Here is an 18,215-nt window from a genome sequence, read left to right on the forward strand (position 1 = left end):
CAGAATTCCTCGCATGATCTTCCGGCTGCTCGGTCCGCTCACCGTCGACGGCGCGCCCGCCCCCGGCGGCCCCCGGGTGCGGGCGCTGCTCGCGCTGCTGCTGCTCGACGCGGGGCGGGTGGTCCCGGTCGAGCGGCTCGTCGACGGCCTGTACGGGGACGAGCCGCCGGCCGCAGCCGCGAACGCCCTCCAGTCGCAGGTCTCCCGGCTGCGCCGGGCGGGCCTCCCGGACGGGGTGGCGGTGGAGCACGGGGCCGCCGGTTACCGCCTCACCGGTGTCGAGGCCGACGACGTCGACGCGTCGCGGTTCGCGCGGCTGGTGCGGGAGGGCGCCCGCCTCCGCTCCTACGGGGACGCCGTAGGAGCGGAGGAACTGCTGCGCGAGGCGCTCGGGCTGTGGCGTGGACCCGCCCTCGCGGACGTACGGGACGCTCCGTACGCCGCCGCCCAGGTCGCCCGGCTCGACGCGCTGCGCCTCGACGCGCTGGAGGAGTGGGCGGCCGCGCGCCTCGCTGCGGGCGGGGATCCCGCCCCGCTCGTACGGGACTTGGCGGAAGCCGCGGCCGCGCAGCCTCTGCGGGAACGGCTCCGAGCCCTCCAGATGCGGGCGCTGGCCGGTGCCGGGCGACAGGCCGAGGCGCTCGGCGTGTACGAGGAGGTGCGCGGGGCGCTCGCGGAGGAACTGGGCGCGGATCCGTCGGAGGAGCTGGCGTCGGCCCACCTGGCGGTCCTCCGCGGCGAGGCGTCCACCCGGACGCCGAGCGGCCCCCGGCCGGCGGGCAGCGGCGGCGACACCAGCACCAGCACCAGCCTGCCCGGGCCCTGCGGAGGCTCGCATCCCAGTGGCTCCATGGACGGTCCCGGTCCCGTTCCGCTTCCTCACCCCGTCCGGCCGCCCGTGCCCCTCACCGATTTCGTGGGGCGGGAGCACGAGCGCGCGCAGCTCGGCGCGCTGTTGTCGGCCGCGCGGCTGGTGACGCTGGTCGGTCCCGGCGGCGCGGGCAAGACCCGGCTCGCGGTGGAATCCGCGGGCAGCGAGGCCGTGTTCGTGGACCTGGCTGCCGTCGGGGCGGGTGAGACGGCCGCGGCGTTCGCGCGGGCGCTCGGCGTGCGGGGCGCGACCCCGGACGCGCTCGTACGGGCCCTCGCGGACCGGCCCCTGCTGCTCGTCGTCGACAACTGCGAGCACGTCGTGGCCGAGACGGCCCTGCTCGTACGGGAACTGCTCGCCCGCTGCCCGGAGCTGCGGGTCCTCGCGACCGGCCGTGAGGCGCTGGGCATCACGGGCGAGTCCCTGCTGCCACTGGCCGCGCTGGCGCCGGGTGCGGCGGAGGAGCTGTTCGTACGGCGCGGGTCGGCGGCCCGGCCCGGGTTCACGGGGCACGCGCGCGTACCGGAGATCTGCGCGGCCCTCGACGGACTGCCCCTCGCCCTGGAACTGGCGGCCGCCCGACTGCGGACCCTGACCGTCGACGACCTCGCCGACCGGCTGGGAGAGCGGCTGGGAGAGCGGCCGGGGGACGGACTCGGAGACCGGCCGGGCGGTGGGCGGGGAGAACGGGCCGACGGGCGGTTTCGGGTGCTGTCGCGGGGTGACCGTACGGGACCCGAGCGGCATCGGACACTGGCCGCGGTGGTGGAGTGGAGCTGGGATCTCCTAGACGAGGAGGAACGGCTCGCGGCGGCGCGGTTCTCCGTCTTCCGGGGCGGCGCCACCGCGGAGGCGGCGGCCGCGGTCTGGGGCACCGGCCTCGCGGACGCGACGGACGTCCTGGCGTCGCTCACCGAGAAGTCGCTGATGGAGGCGACCGCGGACGCGACCGGTCGTGGCCGCTACCGGATGCTGGAGACCGTCCGGGCCTACGCGGCCGGGCGGCTGCCCGCCGACGACCCCGCCTTCGCCGCGCACACCGCCCACTTCCTGGCCCTCGCCCGCGCCGCCGACCCCGGGCTGCGCGGCCCCGCCCAGCTCGACCTGCTCGCCGGCCTCGACGCCGAGGACCTGAACCTGCGCGCCGCCCTGCGCCGCGCGGCCCCGGAGGACGGGCTGCGCCTGGTGGCCGCGCTCACCCCGTACTGGTGGCTGCGAGGCCTGCGCGGGCAGGTGGCCGGGCCGGTGGCGGACCTGCTCGACGCGGTCGAACGCGCCGGTCTCGCAACGGAGTCGGCCGGTCTCGGCGAGGAGTACGCGCTCTGCGTGCTGACCGCCGGAGCGCAACCCGGCCCGGGCGCCGAGCCGTACCCGGGCCTGTCTCCCGAACGGCTCGTACGCGCCCGGGACCTGCTCGTCGCCCGCACGGAACCGCTGCGGCAGCCGTTCACCGCGTTCCTGTGGGCGACGACGGTCGGGCCGGAGGAGCGGCTTCCGGTGCCGGACGACGCCTGGTCGCGCGCCCTCGACCTGGTCGGCCAGGGGCATTTGGCCCTGGCACGGGGAGACGGGGACACGGCGGAACGGACGCTGACGGCGGCCTTGGCGGGATTCCACGCCCTCGGCGACCGCTGGGGCACGGCCACGGCCCTGGAAGGGCTCGCGGGCCTCTCCCCCGAACCGCTGCCGCTGCTCGCCGAGGCCCTCGGCCTCTTCGAGTCCCTGGGCGTCGCCGAGGACGTCGTGGATCTCCTCTGCCGCCGCGCCGCCGTCCACGAGGCTGCGGGCGACCCCGCCTCCGCCGCCGCCGACCGCACCCGTGCGGCGGAAACCGCCCGCCGCGCGGGGCTACCCGGCCGACCGCAGACCCCGGACCTGCCTGGCCTGCCGGAGACGCCGGGCGTGCCCGGCGGGCCGGAGAGCCCGGGCGTGCCCGGCGGGCCGCAAGGCCGGGGCCTCCCCCGCCTCCCCCAGACCCCGGACCTCCCCGGCGGGCCGCAGACCTCGGGCCTCCCCCGCCTGCCCCAGACCCCGGACCTGCCCGGCCTGCCGGACCGGCCATAGCCGAAGAGGCCGGGCGGCCCCCGCCATCCGGCCGGCACGGCACCTCGCCTGCGTTCTGCGCCCAGGCCGCCTGCGCTCCGGCCATCTGCTCCCGGCGCTCCCCCACGCCCAAGCCGCCTGCCCCGCCCGGGCCCGCCTCCGCACCGGTCGTCAGCAGCCGTCAGCGCTTCGTGCGCGGTCCGTCAGCGGGCGCGGTCAGTCTCCTTCCTGTCGAGGCGATCGCCCGGCACCGAACCCCGACGACCGGAAGGCCGCATCATGCAGCAGCACACCCTTCGCACCGCTCTCGTCACCGGCGCCTCGCGCGGCATCGGGCGGGCCATCGCCCGGCGGCTGGCCGCGGACGGGCTGCTCGTCGCCGTCCACTACGGCTCCGACGGGGCCGCCGCCCAGGAGACCGTCGACCTGATCACCGCCGACGGCGGTCGGGCGTTCGCCGTGGGGGCCGAGCTCGGCACGTACGAAGGCGTCCTGGCGCTCGTCGAAGGCGTACGGGCGGGACTGCCGGCCCACACCGGTGACACCGGGCTCGACGTGCTGGTGAACAACGCTGCCGTCACCTCCTCCGGCGGACACCTCCATGAGGAGACCGTCGAGCAGTTCGACCGCCTCTTCGCGGTCAACGTGCGCGCCCCGTACTTCCTGGTGCAGCAGCTCCTGCCGGTCCTGCGCGACGGCGGCGCCATCGTCAACATCGGGTCCGCCGTCACCCGCATCTCGCTCTCCGACGAGCTGGCGTACGCGATGACGAAGGGCGCGATGGAAACCTTCACCCGCACCCTCGCGAACGTCGTCGGCGCCCGCCGGATCACCGTCAACACCGTTGCCCCCGGCCCCACGCAGACGGCCGGGCTCACGGCCGCGATGGCGGCGATGCCGCAGCTGGAGGAGATGCTGATCGCCGGGCAGGCGCTGCCGTGGGTGGGGCAGCCGGAGGACGTCGCCGAGCCGGTGGGCTTCCTGGCGTCTCCGGCCGGCCGCTGGATCACGGGCACGGTGATCGACGCCTCGGGAGGCACGTACCTCGGCCCGAAGCGCTGAGCCGAGGCGAACCGACCGGATCAGCTCCGGCCCGTCCCGCGGTCATTCGTGCTACGCAGGAAGCATGACCGAACACCAGCACGACACGATCGATGCGCATGGGCCCCACGGCGGCATCACCGACGTGACCGGGATCCGCGTCGGCCACGCGCGCGTGGCCGGGCCGCGGGCGCTGTCCGGGACCACGGTGGTCCTGGCTCCGGAGGGCGGGGCGGTCGCCGCGGTCGACGTGCGGGGCGGCGGCCCGGGCACGCGGGAGACGGACGCGCTGGACCCGCGCAACCTGGTGCAGCGGATCGACGCCGTCGTGCTGACGGGCGGCAGCGCGTACGGGCTCGACTCCGCGGGCGGAGTGATGGCCTGGCTGGAGGAGCAGGGCCGCGGGGTGCGGGTGGGGCCCGATCCGGCGCACGTGGTGCCGGTCGTGCCCGCCGCCTGCGTCTTCGATCTCGGCCGGGGCGGCGACTTCTCGGCCCGTCCGGACGCCTCGACGGGCCGGGCGGCGGTGGAGGCCGCAGCGGCGAGCGGGCTCCACGCGCGCGTGGAGACGGGCGCGGTGGGCGCGGGCACGGGAGCCGTCGTCGGCGGCCTCAAAGGCGGCGTGGGGACGGCGAGCACCGTCCTGGCGTCGGGGATCACGGTCGGCGCGCTGGTGGTGGTCAACGCGGTCGGTTCGGCGGTCGATCCGGAGACGGGCGTGCCGTACGGCGGCTACTTCGCCGGCTTCAGCGGATTCGGCCGTCTCGGTGACGTCGGTGACCTCGGTGACCTCGGTGACCTCGGTGACCTCGGTGAGTCTCGTGCCCCCCGTGACCGCCCTGGTGACCTTGCTGGCCTCAGCGACCTCGGCGACCTCGGCGACCTCGGCGACGGCGGTCAACTCGGCCCGCTCGACCCGCTCGGCAGCGTCCACGGCGGCTCCCGGCCCGACGCCCGGCCCGACACCCGGCCCGTGGGCCGGCGGATCGCGTACCCCGATCCGGCCGTGCACGCGGCGGCGATGCGGCGGCTCGCCGAGGCGCGCGCGAAGGTCACGCCGCCGCCGCTGAACACCACCCTCGTGGTGGTGGCGACGGACGCGGTGCTGACCCGCGCACAGGCGCACAAGCTCGCGGGGACGGCGCACGACGGCATCGCGCGCGCCGTCCGTCCGGTGCATCTTCTGAACGACGGTGACACGGTCTTCGCCCTCGCCACGGGGGCGCGCGAACTGCCCTCCGCGCCGGGCCCGCTCGCCCTCAACGAGATCCTGGCCGCGGGCGCCGACACGGTCACGCGGGCCATCGTCCAGGCAGTTCTCGCGCCCGCTGCCGGAGTGTCGGGGCCGGGCGGGGACTTCCCCTCGTACCGGGAGCTGTACGGCGACGCGCACGACGGCTAGCCCTCGCCATCGACTCCCGGTATACCAAAGGGAGTTGGCGAAAGAAGCAGGGGGGCGCGGGAACTCGTTGTGCGCCCCCGTTCGTTTTCCCGAACGCCGGACACGATGTCAGACCCAGGGACTACGTTTAGCAAGCACCAAGTGACATGCGGCGACGGCCTGGAGACCCTCTTGAACGATCCGCAGGATCATTCTCACGATCCGTACGAGACGACCGAGACCCATCTTGAGCGACTTCTCGGCCGGGCGCTCAACTCCTTCGACCTGCCCGACTCCACGATCGAGCGGCTGGAGTCGGCCCTCGCCCACTCCACGGCGCTGTACTCCTCGCACCACAGCGCGTCGCTGCACCGCACCACCTACCGCCACACGTACCTGCTGCCGGACGGCACCGCGGCGAGCCTCTGGGAGCTGGTCCACAACTCCGGCCGGGACGGCGCGGAGCAGCACGAGCTGTACCTGGAGGAGGCCGAGGCCAGGCTCGCCGCCTCCCGGCTGCCCGCCGGACCCTCGCTGGGCTGGACCGTGGAGCGGGCCGACGGCACGCCCGCCGACGAGGACGACGACCTGGAGGTGCTGAGCGCCCTCCTCGCCCGCCCGATACCGGCCCAGCCGCGGATGTACGTGCCGGACAACTCCGCGGACCACGCGCGGCGGGTGCTGCGCCGCGCGGAGAACGCGGATCGGCCGGGCGAGGCCACCGCCCGGCGGCTGCGGCTCGCGTTCGCCCACCACATCACGCAGGCCTTCGGGCGGCACTGCCCCGTGGAGGGCGGCCGGGACGCCGGCTTCACCCTCTACGAGCACCAGTTCCTGCTCCTGGACGGCAGCGAACTGAGCCTCTGGGAGGTCGAGCACACGGCGACGCCCGACGGCCGCCACATGTGCGAGGTGTACGAGGAGGAGCGCGCCGCCCGCGACGCGATGGAGTCCCGCTCCCGGGTGCGCTGACGGCCCGCCCCTTCCTCCACTCCGGCCCGCCCCTACCCCGCCCTGCCCCGCCCTGCCGCTACCTCGTCCTGGCGCCCGCGTCCTTGCGGACGAGCAGTGCGACCGTCACCCCTGTGAGCCGTTCGGTGCCGGTCGCCGTGTAGTGGGCGCGCAGGGCGCGGGCCTGGGCGGGCGGGAGGGCCGTCAGCGGGTCCGCGTCGCCTGCCGGGACGACCAGCCAGATGCGCGGCTCGCCGCGCAGGCAGCGCGCCGGGGCCGGGCACTCCGTCGCCCACAGGTCCGCGCGGTCGGCCGCCGACCGGGCCAGGAACACGTCGCGCGGGCGCAGGTCGTCCGGCAGGTAGTGGCGTACGCCGGCGTCCAGGAGGCGCCAGTAGTCGTCGCCGCGGTCGTAGACCACGGCGTCCCCGGGGCGGTGGTACCTCTCGATGGTGGCGGCGGCCCCCCGGTAGTCCACACCGTGCCAGAAGTGCGCGTACGGTTCGCGCAGCGCCCGCTGCTCGGGCAGCGTGAGCAGCGCGAGAGCGGCCAGCAGCACGGCGACGACGGCCCGGGGGCGTACGGTCCGCAGCGCCGCCCCGGCCAGGACGGCCCACGCGGGCAGCGTGAACAGCAGATAGCGGAAGTAGAAGTACGACACGTCTCCGTGCGAGACCGTCCACAGGATCAGCGGGGGCGCCACGGCGGAGGCGGTCATCGCGAGCAGCCAGGGCCGGCCGGTCATGGCACCCGGACCGGCACCACCGTCGCCCACGCCCGACCCGCCCGCGTCCTCTCCGTCCGTGCGGCCGTCCCGGCCCGCCCAGGCCAGGGCGGCCAGGGCCATGACCGCGCCCGCGACCAGCGCCGAGCCGAACAGCTGGGGCCAGAACGCGGCCAGGCCCTCCAGGTCGGGCCGCGGGATCCAGGAGATCTGGCGCCCGGCCTGTGCGCGGCCCAGGAGCAGGACCGGTGCCGACGCGGCCACGCCGGCGAGGGCGGCGAGACCGAAGCGCAGGAGGACGGAACGGCCCTTGGCGACCGCCGCCACGAGGTGCCCGGCCAGGGCGGTCAGCGCCACCAGGTGCAGCAGCCCGACCGCCGCCGTGGCCAGGGCGTACGCGGCCCAGCGCGGCACGCTGGCGGGGCGGTCGAGGGCCCGGAGGAGGAGCAGCGTGGCCAGGGCGACCGCGAGGACGACGAGGGCGTACGGCCGGGCCTCCTGCGCGTACCGCGACACCACCGGCGTCAGGGCGAACAGCAGCCCCGCGACGCGGCCCGCCCGCCGCCCGGCCAGCCGCGCCCCGATCAGCGCCGTACAGACCGCCGCTCCGGCGGTCGCCAGCACGGAGGGCAGCCGGAGGGCGAGGTCGGAGTCGCCGAAGAGGCCGGTCCAGCCGTGCAGGAGGAGGTAGTACGTGGCGAGGACGGCGTCGACGTGCTGGATCGTCTCGAGCAGCCGGCCGGTCGAACGGGTCGCCATGTCCCAGGTGTTGAGCTCGTCCTCCCACAGCTGCGGGCCACCCGCCCCGTACAGCCCGAGGACGAGGGCCAGGAGGCCGGGCCACAGCCACGCACTGCCGAGCAGCCGGCGGTGGTCCCCCTCGGCCGCGGCCGCGGTCCGGTCGGTGGCGAGGCCGGCGGGGGCGGCGGCGGAGGCGGCGGAGGCGGCGAGGTCAGCGGGTTCGGGAGCGTGGTCCGTTACGGAGGCAGGAGTTCCCATCAGCGGTTCCTCACGCGGGGGTGGCGGACATGGGAGCGGGAGCCGAGGCGACGGCGGGAGAAGGGGCCGACGCGAGGGCGGGAGCGGGGGCGGGGCCCGGAGGGACGGCGGGAGCGGGAGCCGGAGGGGCGGCGGAAGTGGGGGACGCGGCGAGTTTCGCCGCGGCGAACTCGCGGTTGGCGCGGGTCTGCTCGCGGTAGGCCGCGGGCAGGTCCGGGAGGCCGAGCAGTCGGTCGCAGGCGGCGAGCGAGGCCTCGTGGTCGCCCACCCAGTACGCGGTGATCGAGTACTCGAACAGCAGCCCCCAGCGGTACACCCACGGCTGGAGGAACAGCACGTCGTCCACGGGCTGCGGCCGGTCGAGGACGGCCGAGACGATCGCGTGGGCGGCGTGGTGGCGGTTCAGCTTGCGCAGCCGCGCGGCCAGTTCGTAACAGGCTTCCAGGCGCTGCGGACGTGACTCCCAGGCCCGTACGAGGGTGTCCTGGGCGGTGGGCCAGTCGCCGGCCTCCGCGGCGAGGATCCCCGCCTGGAGCAGGGAGTAGTAGACCTCCTCGCCCCAGCCGCCCATGGCCGCGCGCCGCTCGTAGAGGGCCGCCGCCTCCTTCGCGCGGCCTCCGGTGTCCCGCAGGGTCTGGGCGAGGTAGAAGACCGTACGGGGGTTGGCCGGGTCGCGCTCCAGCTCGGCGCTCAGGAGGCGGGCGTCGCGCTCGAACTTGTCGTGGCGCGAGCCGCCGTCGGCGTGGTCCTCGATGACGAGCGCGTCGAGGTTCCGCTGGACGTGGTCGCGGTCCGTGGTCAGGTACTCGTGCGTGACGCCCTCGTACCGCCACGGCAGGTCGCCTCTGACCAGGCGTTTGATCCGGTACTCCAGCGCGCCGCGGTGCCGCAGCATGTACGCGTCGGCGGTCAGTCCGGGCAGCGGCCCCTCCTGGCGCAGCACGTGGTCGGCGTCGAGGAGGAGCAGGTAGTCGGCCCGGCCGCGGGCGCGGGCGATGTTCAGGCTCCGGTTGTGGCCGAAGTTCACCCACGGCTCCTCCACCAGCTCGCCGGGGATGCCGGCGAGGGCACTCCTGATCAGCTCCTGGGTGCCGTCGGTGGACCCGGTGTCGGAGATGACCCAGGTGGTGACGAGGTGCCGGACGGAGGCGAGGCAGCGTTCGATCACCGCGGCCTCGTTCTTGACGATCATGCACAAGCAGAAGGACGGCTGCACGGCAACACCACTTCCGGTGGGCGGGGCGGGGGGCGACCGTACGCACGACCATGGCGGGCGCGGCGGCGGCACGCCGACCCGGCGCCGTGGGTTCGCCTTCGCGTACGCATCCATTCGGCTAGAGCGAATACGCCATGGCGCTGAGAGCGCCCGCTGACCCATCAAGGCTTCGCGCGTGCGATCCGACGATCAGAAAGGAAGCTCATATGCGCTTCCGGGACATCACTCGCCTCTCACGCCGGCGGCACCGCCGGCGGAGGAAGGAGCATGCATGCGTCCTGATCCCAGGACTCGGTCCAGGTCGCCGCTCGGGCCGCTGCCGCGACGGCGCGCCTGGTTGAGCGGTGGCGCGCTCGCCTCGGTCGCACTGGTCCTGACGGGCTTCACGCCGTCGGCCTCGGCATGGGGCGACCCGGTCGCCGACGGCCGGCCGGGCGTCGCGGCGGCCGGCCCCATGACCGACGACGAGTGCAAGGACCGGCCGCCGCACGAGGACCAGGGCCCGCCCCCGTGGGAGCAGCAGGGCCCGCCGCAGCACGAGGACCAGGGCCCGCCGCCGTGGGAGGACCAGGGTCCGCCGCCCTGGGAGCAGGGACCGCCGCCACACGGCGAGGACGGCCCGCCGCCGTGGGAGCAGGGGCCGCCGCCACACGGCGAGGACGGCCCGCCACCGTGGGAGCAGCAGGGTCCGCCGCGCGGTCACGAGGGGCCGCCGGGCTTCGGCGGGCTCCAGCAGTTCCTGGACCACCAGATCGGCTCGGTCACCGGCGACCGCTATGTCCGCGCCATGACCCCTGCGGGCGGCGACCACGACAAGTGCAAGGTGGGGCCGACGGGACCGACGGGACCGACAGGACCGAAGGGCCCCACCGGCCCGACAGGGCCGACGGGCCCGAAGGGCAATACGGGGCCGACGGGCGCGACCGGCGCGACGGGGGCCACGGGCCCGACCGGGCCCACCGGACCGACCGGGCCCACCGGGCCCACCGGGCCCACGGGTTCCACCGGTGCCACGGGTGACACCGGGCCCAAGGGCGACACCGGCGACACCGGCCCCGCAGGAGCAACCGGAGCAACCGGCGACGCCGGACCGACCGGCGACACCGGACCCACCGGACCCACCGGTCCTACCGGCCCCACGGGACCGACCGGACCCACCGGGCCCACTGGCCCCACCGGTGACACCGGACCCAAGGGCGACACCGGCGACACCGGCCCCGCAGGAGCAACCGGAGCGACCGGAGCAACCGGCGACGCCGGACCGACCGGCGACACCGGACCCACCGGACCCACCGGACCGACGGGACCGACCGGACCCACCGGACCCACCGGTGACACCGGACCCAAGGGCGACACCGGCGACACCGGCCCCGCGGGTGCGACCGGAGCGACCGGCGACACCGGACCTGCCGGACCCACCGGTCCTACCGGCCCGACCGGGCCCACCGGCGCCACCGGTGCCACGGGCGCGACCGGTGCCACGGGTGCGACCGGACCCTGCTCGGACATCGACCTCTACGCTCCGTCGGCCACCGAGGACCAGCAGGCGGTGCTCACCGGCGGCAGGGTGTACGTCGGCAGGGCGCCCAATGCGGGCGGGACGATCACCTGGCAGGACCTCACCAACGCCACCGCGACGATGACGGACCCTGCCAACGCCAACTTCCCCGGCGGCGCCTGCGGCGTCTCCTACGACAACCAGGGCAACACGGCCCTCGTCAAGATCGTGACCGTGAACGGGCAGGTGTGGCAGACGGTCGGCGACACCAACGGCACCAACTTCATCTGGAACCAGCCCTGGGTCCAGCAGACGACGCCCACCCCGGCGGTACTCCGCAACAACAAGTTCATGCGCGCCCTGCCCCCCGGCGCGCCCCGCAATCCCATCCCGCATGGCGTGATGCGTCCTTGACCGAAAGGTGAATGCGCCGAGGGGCGGTGCCCCCGCCGTTTTGCCGGTGGTGCACCGCCCCTCGTGGCTCGGCCCTCCTGTCAGGGCCGGGCCGGGTCAGGCCGCGACGGTCACTTCAGTCGCGGCCTCGGCCTGCTGCTCCTCCGGCGCCCGCTTCCGCGCGCTCTTGAGGAGGATGACCAGTCCCGCGCTGACCAGCGTGCCGGCGGCGATCGCCAGCAGGTACAGCAGCGGGTTGCCGATCAGCGGGATCACGAAGACACCGCCGTGCGGGGCCCGCAGGGTGCACTCGAAGGCCATCGACAGCGCACCGGTGACCGCGCCGCCCGCCATCGCCGCCGGGATGACCCGCAGCGGGTCGGCCGCGGCGAACGGGATGGCGCCCTCGGAGATGAAGGACGCGCCGAGCACCCACGCCGCCTTGCCGTTCTCGCGCTCGGCCCTGGTGAAGAGCCGGCCGCGGACGGTCGTGGCGAGCGCCATCGCGAGCGGCGGGACCATGCCCGCGGCCATCACCGCGGCCATGACCTTGAGCGAGCCCTCGTTGGGGTTGGCGAGGCCGCCGACGGCGAAGGCGTACGCGACCTTGTTGACCGGGCCGCCGAGGTCGAAGCACATCATCAGGCCGAGGATGACGCCGAGGATCACCGCGTTGGCGCCGGAGAGGCCGGAGAGCCAGTCGGTGAGGGCCTTCTGGAGGCTCGCGATCGGCTTGCCGATCACGAGGAACATCAGGAAGCCGACCACCATCGACGACAGCAGCGGGATCACGACCACCGGCATGATGCCCCTGAGGACGGGAGGTATCCGCACCTTCTGGATGGCGAGGACGGTGCCGCCCGCGACGAGACCGGCGACCAGACCGCCGAGGAAGCCCGCGTTGATGGTGAGGGCGACGGCGCCGCCGACGAAGCCGGGGACGAGGCCGGGGCGGTCGGCCATGCCGTACGCGATGTAGCCGGCGAGGACCGGTACGAGGAAGCTGAAGGCGAGGCCGCCGGTCTGGAACATCAGGGCGGCCCAGCTGTCGACCTGGCCCCAGTCGAAGTGCTCGGCCACGGACGGGGCCTTGTTGATGTCCCAGCCGCCGAGCGCGAAGCCGAGGGCGATGAGGAGGCCGCCGGCGGCGACGAACGGCACCATGTAACTGACGCCGGACATCAGCCACTTGCGGAGCTTGGTGCCGTAGCCCTCGTCTGGCTCGCCCGCGTTCTCCACGGGCGTGGGCCTGCCGGGCGCGGTGGCGGGCGACGTGACCTCGCCGCGGGCGGCCTTGTCACGGACCTCGGCGACGAGTTCGGCGGGGCGGTTGATGCCCGCCTTCACGCCGACGTCGACCGTCGGCTTTCCGGTGAACCGTTCCTTCTCCCGTACCGGCACGTCGTGCGCGAAGATCACGCCGTCGGCGGCGGCCACGACCGCCGGGTCGAGCCGGGTGAACCCGGCGGAGCCCTGCGTCTCGACCACGATCTCCACGCCCGCTTCCGCGGCGGCCCGCTCCAGGGCCTCGGCGGCCATGTAGGTGTGGGCGATGCCGGTGGGGCAGGAAGTGACGGCGACGATCCGGAAGGGCTGTTCCGCGGCGGGAGCCCCAGCGGTCGGCGCCTCGGCCGGCGCCGGCGTCTCGGACGGTGCCGGCGTCTCCGTCGACTCCTTCACCGGTGCCTCGGACGGTGCCGACGCCTCCGTCGATTCCTCCACCGGCGCCTCGGCCGGCGCCTCGGCCGGTGCCTGCTCCTTCGCCGGCAGCTGCTCGCCCGCGATCAGGGCCGCCGCTGCCGCCGCCGAGGTCGCCGAGCGGAGGGCCGTGGTGAACTGCTCGTCCATCAGCTGGCGGGCCAGGGAGGACAGGATCGTCAGGTGGGCGTCGTCGGCTCCGGCCGGGGCGGCGATGAGGAAGATCAGGTCGGCCGGGCCGTCGAAGGCGCCGAAGTCGATGCCCGCCGCCGAGCGGCCGAAGGCCAGGGTCGGTTCGGTGACGTGGGCGCTGCGGCAGTGCGGGATGCCGATGCCGCCGTCGAGGCCCGTCGGCATCTGGGCCTCGCGGGCGGCGACGTCCGCCAGGAAACCGTCCAGGTCGGTGACCCGGCCCAGGGCCGCCATGCGCTCGGCGAGCGAACGGGCGGCCGCCTCCTTGGTGTCGGCGGACAGGTCGAGGTCGACCAGGTCCGCGGTGATCATGGTGCTCATCGCGGGCTCCCTTGCTCGCTGAGGACGAGGTCCAGAGGTACGTCGGCGGTCACCGTGACGGCCGACGGGTCGAGGTCCGCCGGGGTGGGCATCTGGCTGCCCGGCAGTTGCACGGCGGCGGCGCCGTGGGCGAGCGCGGCGGCCAGGGCCTCCGGGCCCTCGCCGCCCGCCGCCAGGAATCCGGCGAGCGAGGCGTCGCCCGCGCCGACGTTCGAGCGGACGGCGGTCACGGCGGCGGAGCCGTACCAGACGCCCTCGCCCGTGACGAGGAGCTGGCCGTCCGCGCCGAGGCTCGCGAGCACCGTGCCCGCGCCCCGCGCCCGTAGCTCCTCCGCCGCCTTGACGGCGTCGCCGACGGTGGCGAGCGGGCGGCCGACGGCCTCGGCGAGCTCGTCCGCGTTGGGCTTGACGACGTCGGGACGGGCCGCGAGCGCGGCGAGCAGCGAGGGACCCGAGGTGTCGAGGGCGATCCGGGCGCCGGCGCCGTGGGCGCGGGTGACCAGCTCGGCGTACCACTCGGGGGCGAGGCCGCGCGGCAGGCTGCCGCAGCAGGCGATCCAGTCGGCGGCGGGCGAGTACGCGCCGACGGCGGCGAGGAGGGTCTCCGACTCCTCCGGGCTCAGCTCCGGGCCCGGCGCGTTGACCTTCGTCAGCGTGCCGTCCGGCTCGGCGATCGCGATGTTGGAACGGGTGTGGCCGGCGAGCGGCACCGGCGCGACCTCGATGCCCTGGGCGGAGAGAAGGTCGGCGACGAGAGCACCGGGCGCGCCGCCGAGCGGGACGACGGCGACGGTGCGGTGTCCGGCGGCGGCGACGGCGCGGGAGACGTTGACGCCCTTGCCTCCCGGGTCGACCCGCTCGCCCGAGGCCCGCAGCACCTCGCCGCGCTCCAGGCCCGGGACCTCGTAGGTCCGGTCCAGGGACGGGTTGGGGGTGACGGTGAGGATCATGTGCGTACGACTTCCGTTCCCGCGGCCTCGATCGCCGCGGCGTCCTCGGGGCTGAGCCCGCTGTCGGTGATGAGCAGGTCGACGTCGGTGAGGGAGCCGAAGCGGGCGAAGTGCTCCTGCCCGTGCTTGGCCGAGTCGGCGAGGAGCACGACGCGGCGGGCGGAGGCGAGCACGGCCCGCTTGACGGCGGCCTCGGCGAGGTCGGGAGTGGTGAGACCGTGTTCGGGCGAGAAGCCGTTGGCGCCGAGGAAGGCGACGTCGGCGCGGATCTCGCCGTACGCGCGGAGGGCCCAGGCGTCGACGGCGGCGCGGGTGCGGTGCCGGACCCGGCCGCCGACGAGGTGGAGGTCGATGCCGGGGTGGTCGGCGAGGCGGGCGGCGACGGGCAGCGCGTGGGTGACGACGGTCAGCGCGCGGTCGAGCGGGAACTCGGCGGCGAGCCGGGCGATCGTGGTGCCCGCGTCGAGGACGACGCTGCCTTCCTCGGGCAGTTCGGCGAGGGCGGCCCGGACGATGCGGTCCTTCTCGTCGGCGGCGGTGGTCTCGCGCTCGGCGAGGTCGGGCTCGAAGTCGAGGCCGCCGGCCGGTATGGCGCCGCCGTGGACGCGGCGGACGAGCCCGGCGCGGTCGAGGGCCTTGAGGTCGCGCCGCACGGTCTCGGCGGTGACCTGGAACTCCTCGGCGAGGGAGAGCACGTCGACCCGGCCGCTCTCGCGGGCGAGGCGGAGGATCGCTTGCTGGCGCTCCGGTGCGTACATGTGGGTTTACGTCCGTTCCATGCCCGAACCTGTGGTTTCGCTCTGAGGCTACGCCCGGTTTTCGGGAAAGTAAACGGAGTCGGGCATTCAATCGGGCACGAACGGGCATACGTAGAGCTCCGCCGTTCATGTCCGGACCTCCGGCCCCGGCCGGAGGTCCGGACGGGTACGACGAAGGGCCCCGGTCTCCCGGGGCCCTTCGTCGTACGGATGGCGTGGCGAGGGGCTGCGGATGGTGGCCCGGCGGGCTGCGCGTGGCGTGCCCCCGTCGTACCCCCGCCGTCGGCCTCGGCGGCCGTCAGCTCACCAGAGCCGGCTCCTTGACCGGGTCCCCGGAGCCGCCCGCCTCGCCCGGCTCCGCCGGCTCGTCCTGGGCGCCCTCGACGTGCTGCTTCGGCTTCGCCGGCAGCGCGAACATCACCAGGAAGATGCCGGCGAGGACCACGGTCGCCCAGCCCAGCGAGTTCTGGAAGGCGTTCGTGAAGGCCGCGCCCGTCTCCGACGGGGCCGCGGCGAGCCGCTTCTCGTCGATCGTGCCGAAGAACACCACCGACACCAGACCGAGGCCCAGCGCGTTGCCCATCTGGCCGGTCGTGTTGATCAGGCCCGAGGCGGAACCCGCGTGCTCGCGCGGCACCTCCGACAGCACCGCGTCCGTGAGCGGCGCCACGATCAGGCCCATGCCCAGGCCCATCACCATCAGCGGCGGGATCATCTGCCACGGGTCGATGTCCGTGCCGTACCGGCCCGCGACGAAGAAGTAGAGCAGGATGCCCGCGGCCATGATCAGCGCGCCCGCCTGAAGCACCTTCCGGCCGAAGCGCGGGACGAGCGCCTGCACCGACAGGCCCGCCGCGGTGGAGACCGCGATGGAGAACGGCACACCGGTCAGACCGGCCTTCAGCGGGCTCCAGCCCAGCCCGATCTGCATGTAGAGCGTCCAGACCAGGAAGAAGATGCCCATCACGACGCCGAAGGTCAGCTGGACGGCGATGCCGGCGGCGAAGGACTTCACCCTGAACAGCGACAGTTCGACGAGCGGCGAGCCGTCCTTGCGCGTCTTGTACCGCTCGTACGCGACGAGCGCCGCGAACACGACGAGGCTGCCGGCCATCATCAGGTGGCCCCACAGCGGCCAGTCCAGCTCACGGCCGCGGGTCAGCGGGTAGATCAGCATCAGCAGCGCCACCGTCACCAGGGCCACGCCCACCAGGTCGAGACGGAGGGCCTGCGGCGCCTTCGACTCGGTGATGAACCTGCGGCCGAGGACGAGCGCCGCGACGCCGACCGGAAGGTTGATGAGGAAGATCGGGCGCCACTCCAGGCCGGCGATGTTCCACTGCGTCAGCAGCGCGCCGAGCAGCGGCCCGGACACCGCGCCGAGGCCGATGATCGCGCCGAACATGCCGAAGACCTTGCCGCGCTCGTGCGCCGGGAACGTGACGTGCACGATCGACAGGACCTGCGGCACCATCAGCGCCGCCGCCGCGCCCTGGAGGAGGCGGGAGCCGACCAGCATCTCCTGGTTGGCCGCGAGACCGCAGAGCGCGGACGCGACGGTGAAGCCCGCCGTACCCAGGAGGAACAGGCGCCGGCGGCCGTAGATGTCGCCGAGCCGTCCGCCGGTGATCAGGCCCGCGGCGAAGGCGAGCGCGTAGCCGGCGGTGATCCACTGGATCGCGCCGAACGAGGCGCCGAGGTCCCGCTCGATGCTGGGGATCGCGATGTTGACGATCGTGGCGTCGACCAGGTCCATGAAGGCGGCGGTCATGACGATGGCGAGGGCGATCCAGCGCCTCTTGTCGGCGGTGGCTGCGGTGCCTGCGGTGTCCGTGGTGCCTGCGGTGTTCGTGGTGCCTGCGGTGTCCGCGGTGTCTGCAGTTGCCGTTTCTGCCGCACCTGGCGCAGCTGCCGCATCCCTGACGGCGTCGTGTGAACTCATGGGATGAACGTAGAGGTCATATAGGTCAGCTGATGTCCTAGATGCGTCGCATCCTGAAACACATGACGGACACTCCGGCACGACTCCTGAATCTGCTGTCGCTCCTCCAGACCCCGCGCGAGTGGCCCGGCAGCGAGCTCGCCGACCGGCTCTCGGTCTCGCCGCGCACGATCCGCAGGGACATCGACCGGCTGCGCGACCTCGGCTATCCGGTCGAGGCCACCAAGGGCGCGGTGGGCGGTTACCGGCTGGTCGCCGGTACGGCCATGCCGCCGCTGCTCCTCGACGACGAGGAGGCCGTGGCCATCGCGGTCGGGCTGCGCGCGGGCGCCGGGCACGCCATCGAGGGCATCGAGGAGGCCTCCGTACGGGCCCTGGCCAAGCTGGAGCAGGTGCTGCCGTCCCGGCTGCGGCACCGGGTCTCGACCCTCCAGAACGCGACGATCCCGCTGACCCGCGGGGACGGCGCCACCGTCGCGCCGCAGACGCTGACCGCGCTGGCCGGCGCGGTGACGGGGCAGGAGCGGCTGCGCTTCGGCTACCGCGCGGGCGACGGCACCGAGACGAAACGGCTGGTCGAGCCGTACCGCCTGGTGTCGACCGGGCGGCGCTGGTACCTCGTCGCGTACGACATGGGGCGCGAGGACTGGCGGACCTTCCGGGTCGACCGGGTCAGCGAGCCGTTCGCGACGGGGGCGCGCTTCTCGCCGCGGGAGCTGCCCGCGGGCGACGCGGCGGCGTACATGGCCCGCTCCATGGCGCGGGCCCAGCCCGAGATCGAGCTGGACGTGAGTTTCGAGGCGCCGGCCGAGTTCGTCGCGGCGCGGCTGCCGGCGCATCTGGCGCCGGTTCCCGTCGGGGAGACGAGCTGCCGGCTGCGGGCGCGGACCGCCGACTCGGTCGAATGGCTGGCGCTGCGGCTGGCCCTCGTCGACGCGGCCTTCACCATTCACGGGCCGGAGCCGCTGCGCGCGTACGCGGAGGAGCTGGGAGCGCGGCTGGGGGCGGCGGCGGGCTGAGCGCCTCGCCCTCGCGGGCGGCGTGGTGCGGGCGCGGTGCGGGCGCGGTGCGGGTGTGGCGCGGCGCGGTGCGGCTCGCGCGTCGTGGTGGCGCGGGGGCCGTTCCGGTGGCTCGCGCGTCGTGGTGCGCGGGGGGGGGTCCGGTGGGCGAAGCGAGGGGGAAGCGAATGGCCGGGACCGCGGCTCGGGGCAGGGAATGCGGAGGGGGCTCTCTTCCC

The 18,215-nt window shown here is 74.8% G+C and carries 13 protein-coding genes; 6 read left to right on the plus strand and 7 right to left on the minus strand.

The features are described 5' to 3' along the window. Positions 1–13: 13 nt before the first annotated feature. The 4 genes from ACFWJO_RS30955 (at position 14) to ACFWJO_RS30970 (ending at position 6,308) form a co-directional block, all read left to right on the plus strand. Positions 14–2,935, plus strand: coding sequence for a BTAD domain-containing putative transcriptional regulator (locus ACFWJO_RS30955; RefSeq protein WP_386870470.1), 2,922 nt, complete (start codon positions 14–16; stop codon positions 2,933–2,935). Between the two features lie 258 nt (positions 2,936–3,193). Next, entirely contained in the window at positions 3,194–3,976 is a 783-nt protein-coding gene (locus tag ACFWJO_RS30960) for an SDR family oxidoreductase (protein ID WP_386870472.1), read from the plus strand. Between the two features lie 64 nt (positions 3,977–4,040). After that, positions 4,041–5,357, plus strand: coding sequence for a P1 family peptidase (locus ACFWJO_RS30965; protein WP_386870474.1), 1,317 nt, complete (start codon positions 4,041–4,043; stop codon positions 5,355–5,357). A 171-nt stretch (positions 5,358–5,528) separates the two neighbouring features. Beyond that, on the plus strand, positions 5,529–6,308 hold the full coding sequence (locus ACFWJO_RS30970; RefSeq protein ID WP_386870475.1) for a DUF6227 family protein: 780 nt from the start codon (positions 5,529–5,531) through the stop codon (positions 6,306–6,308). 58 nt (positions 6,309–6,366) lie between these two features. Here ACFWJO_RS30970 and ACFWJO_RS30975 read toward each other — a convergent pair whose 3' ends face one another. The 3 genes from ACFWJO_RS30975 to ACFWJO_RS30985 all read right to left on the minus strand — a co-directional run bounded on the left by ACFWJO_RS30975 (position 6,367) and on the right by ACFWJO_RS30985 (position 10,735). After that, entirely contained in the window at positions 6,367–8,010 is a 1,644-nt protein-coding gene (locus ACFWJO_RS30975; protein ID WP_386870477.1) for a glycosyltransferase family 39 protein, read from the minus strand. Positions 8,011–8,020: 10 nt separating this feature from the next. Further along, the gene (locus ACFWJO_RS30980) at positions 8,021–9,202 is read right to left on the minus strand and encodes a glycosyltransferase (RefSeq protein WP_386870479.1); all 1,182 of its coding nucleotides are present in this window, start codon (positions 9,200–9,202) and stop codon (positions 8,021–8,023) included. A 798-nt stretch (positions 9,203–10,000) separates the two neighbouring features. Continuing rightward, the gene (locus ACFWJO_RS30985; RefSeq protein ID WP_386870481.1) at positions 10,001–10,735 is read right to left on the minus strand and encodes a DUF4573 domain-containing protein; all 735 of its coding nucleotides are present in this window, start codon (positions 10,733–10,735) and stop codon (positions 10,001–10,003) included. A 40-nt stretch (positions 10,736–10,775) separates the two neighbouring features. On the opposite strand from ACFWJO_RS30985, the gene ACFWJO_RS30990 reads away from it, so the two are divergent. Further along, positions 10,776–11,138 carry a hypothetical protein gene (locus tag ACFWJO_RS30990; protein WP_386870483.1) on the plus strand — a complete coding sequence of 121 codons (363 nt, stop codon included), beginning with the start codon at positions 10,776–10,778 and terminating at the stop codon, positions 11,136–11,138. Positions 11,139–11,234: 96 nt separating this feature from the next. Here ACFWJO_RS30990 and ACFWJO_RS30995 read toward each other — a convergent pair whose 3' ends face one another. The 4 genes from ACFWJO_RS30995 to ACFWJO_RS31010 form a co-directional block, all read right to left on the minus strand. Beyond that, on the minus strand, positions 11,235–13,328 hold the full coding sequence (locus ACFWJO_RS30995; RefSeq protein ID WP_386870485.1) for a fructose-specific PTS transporter subunit EIIC: 2,094 nt from the start codon (positions 13,326–13,328) through the stop codon (positions 11,235–11,237). Continuing rightward, complete coding sequence (pfkB, locus tag ACFWJO_RS31000; RefSeq protein WP_384415730.1) at positions 13,325–14,278, minus strand: 1-phosphofructokinase; 954 nt, start codon at positions 14,276–14,278, stop codon at positions 13,325–13,327. The genes ACFWJO_RS30995 and pfkB overlap by 4 nt, the downstream gene beginning before the upstream one ends. Beyond that, positions 14,275–15,036 (minus strand): DeoR/GlpR family DNA-binding transcription regulator, encoded by a 762-nt coding sequence (locus tag ACFWJO_RS31005; RefSeq protein WP_384415728.1) that lies wholly within the window; start codon positions 15,034–15,036, stop codon positions 14,275–14,277. The genes pfkB and ACFWJO_RS31005 overlap by 4 nt, the downstream gene beginning before the upstream one ends. A 298-nt stretch (positions 15,037–15,334) precedes the next feature. Continuing rightward, entirely contained in the window at positions 15,335–16,978 is a 1,644-nt protein-coding gene (locus ACFWJO_RS31010) for an MFS transporter (RefSeq protein WP_386870487.1), read from the minus strand. A gap of 62 nt (positions 16,979–17,040) precedes the next feature. Between ACFWJO_RS31010 and ACFWJO_RS31015 the strand changes: the two genes are divergently transcribed. Beyond that, positions 17,041–17,997: a helix-turn-helix transcriptional regulator gene (locus tag ACFWJO_RS31015; RefSeq protein ID WP_386870489.1), complete on the plus strand. Its 957-nt coding sequence runs from the start codon at positions 17,041–17,043 to the stop codon at positions 17,995–17,997. Positions 17,998–18,215 lie beyond the last annotated feature (218 nt).

Source organism: Streptomyces sp. NPDC127092 (assembly GCF_042722475.1).
Lineage (GTDB): Bacteria > Actinomycetota > Actinomycetes > Streptomycetales > Streptomycetaceae > Streptomyces.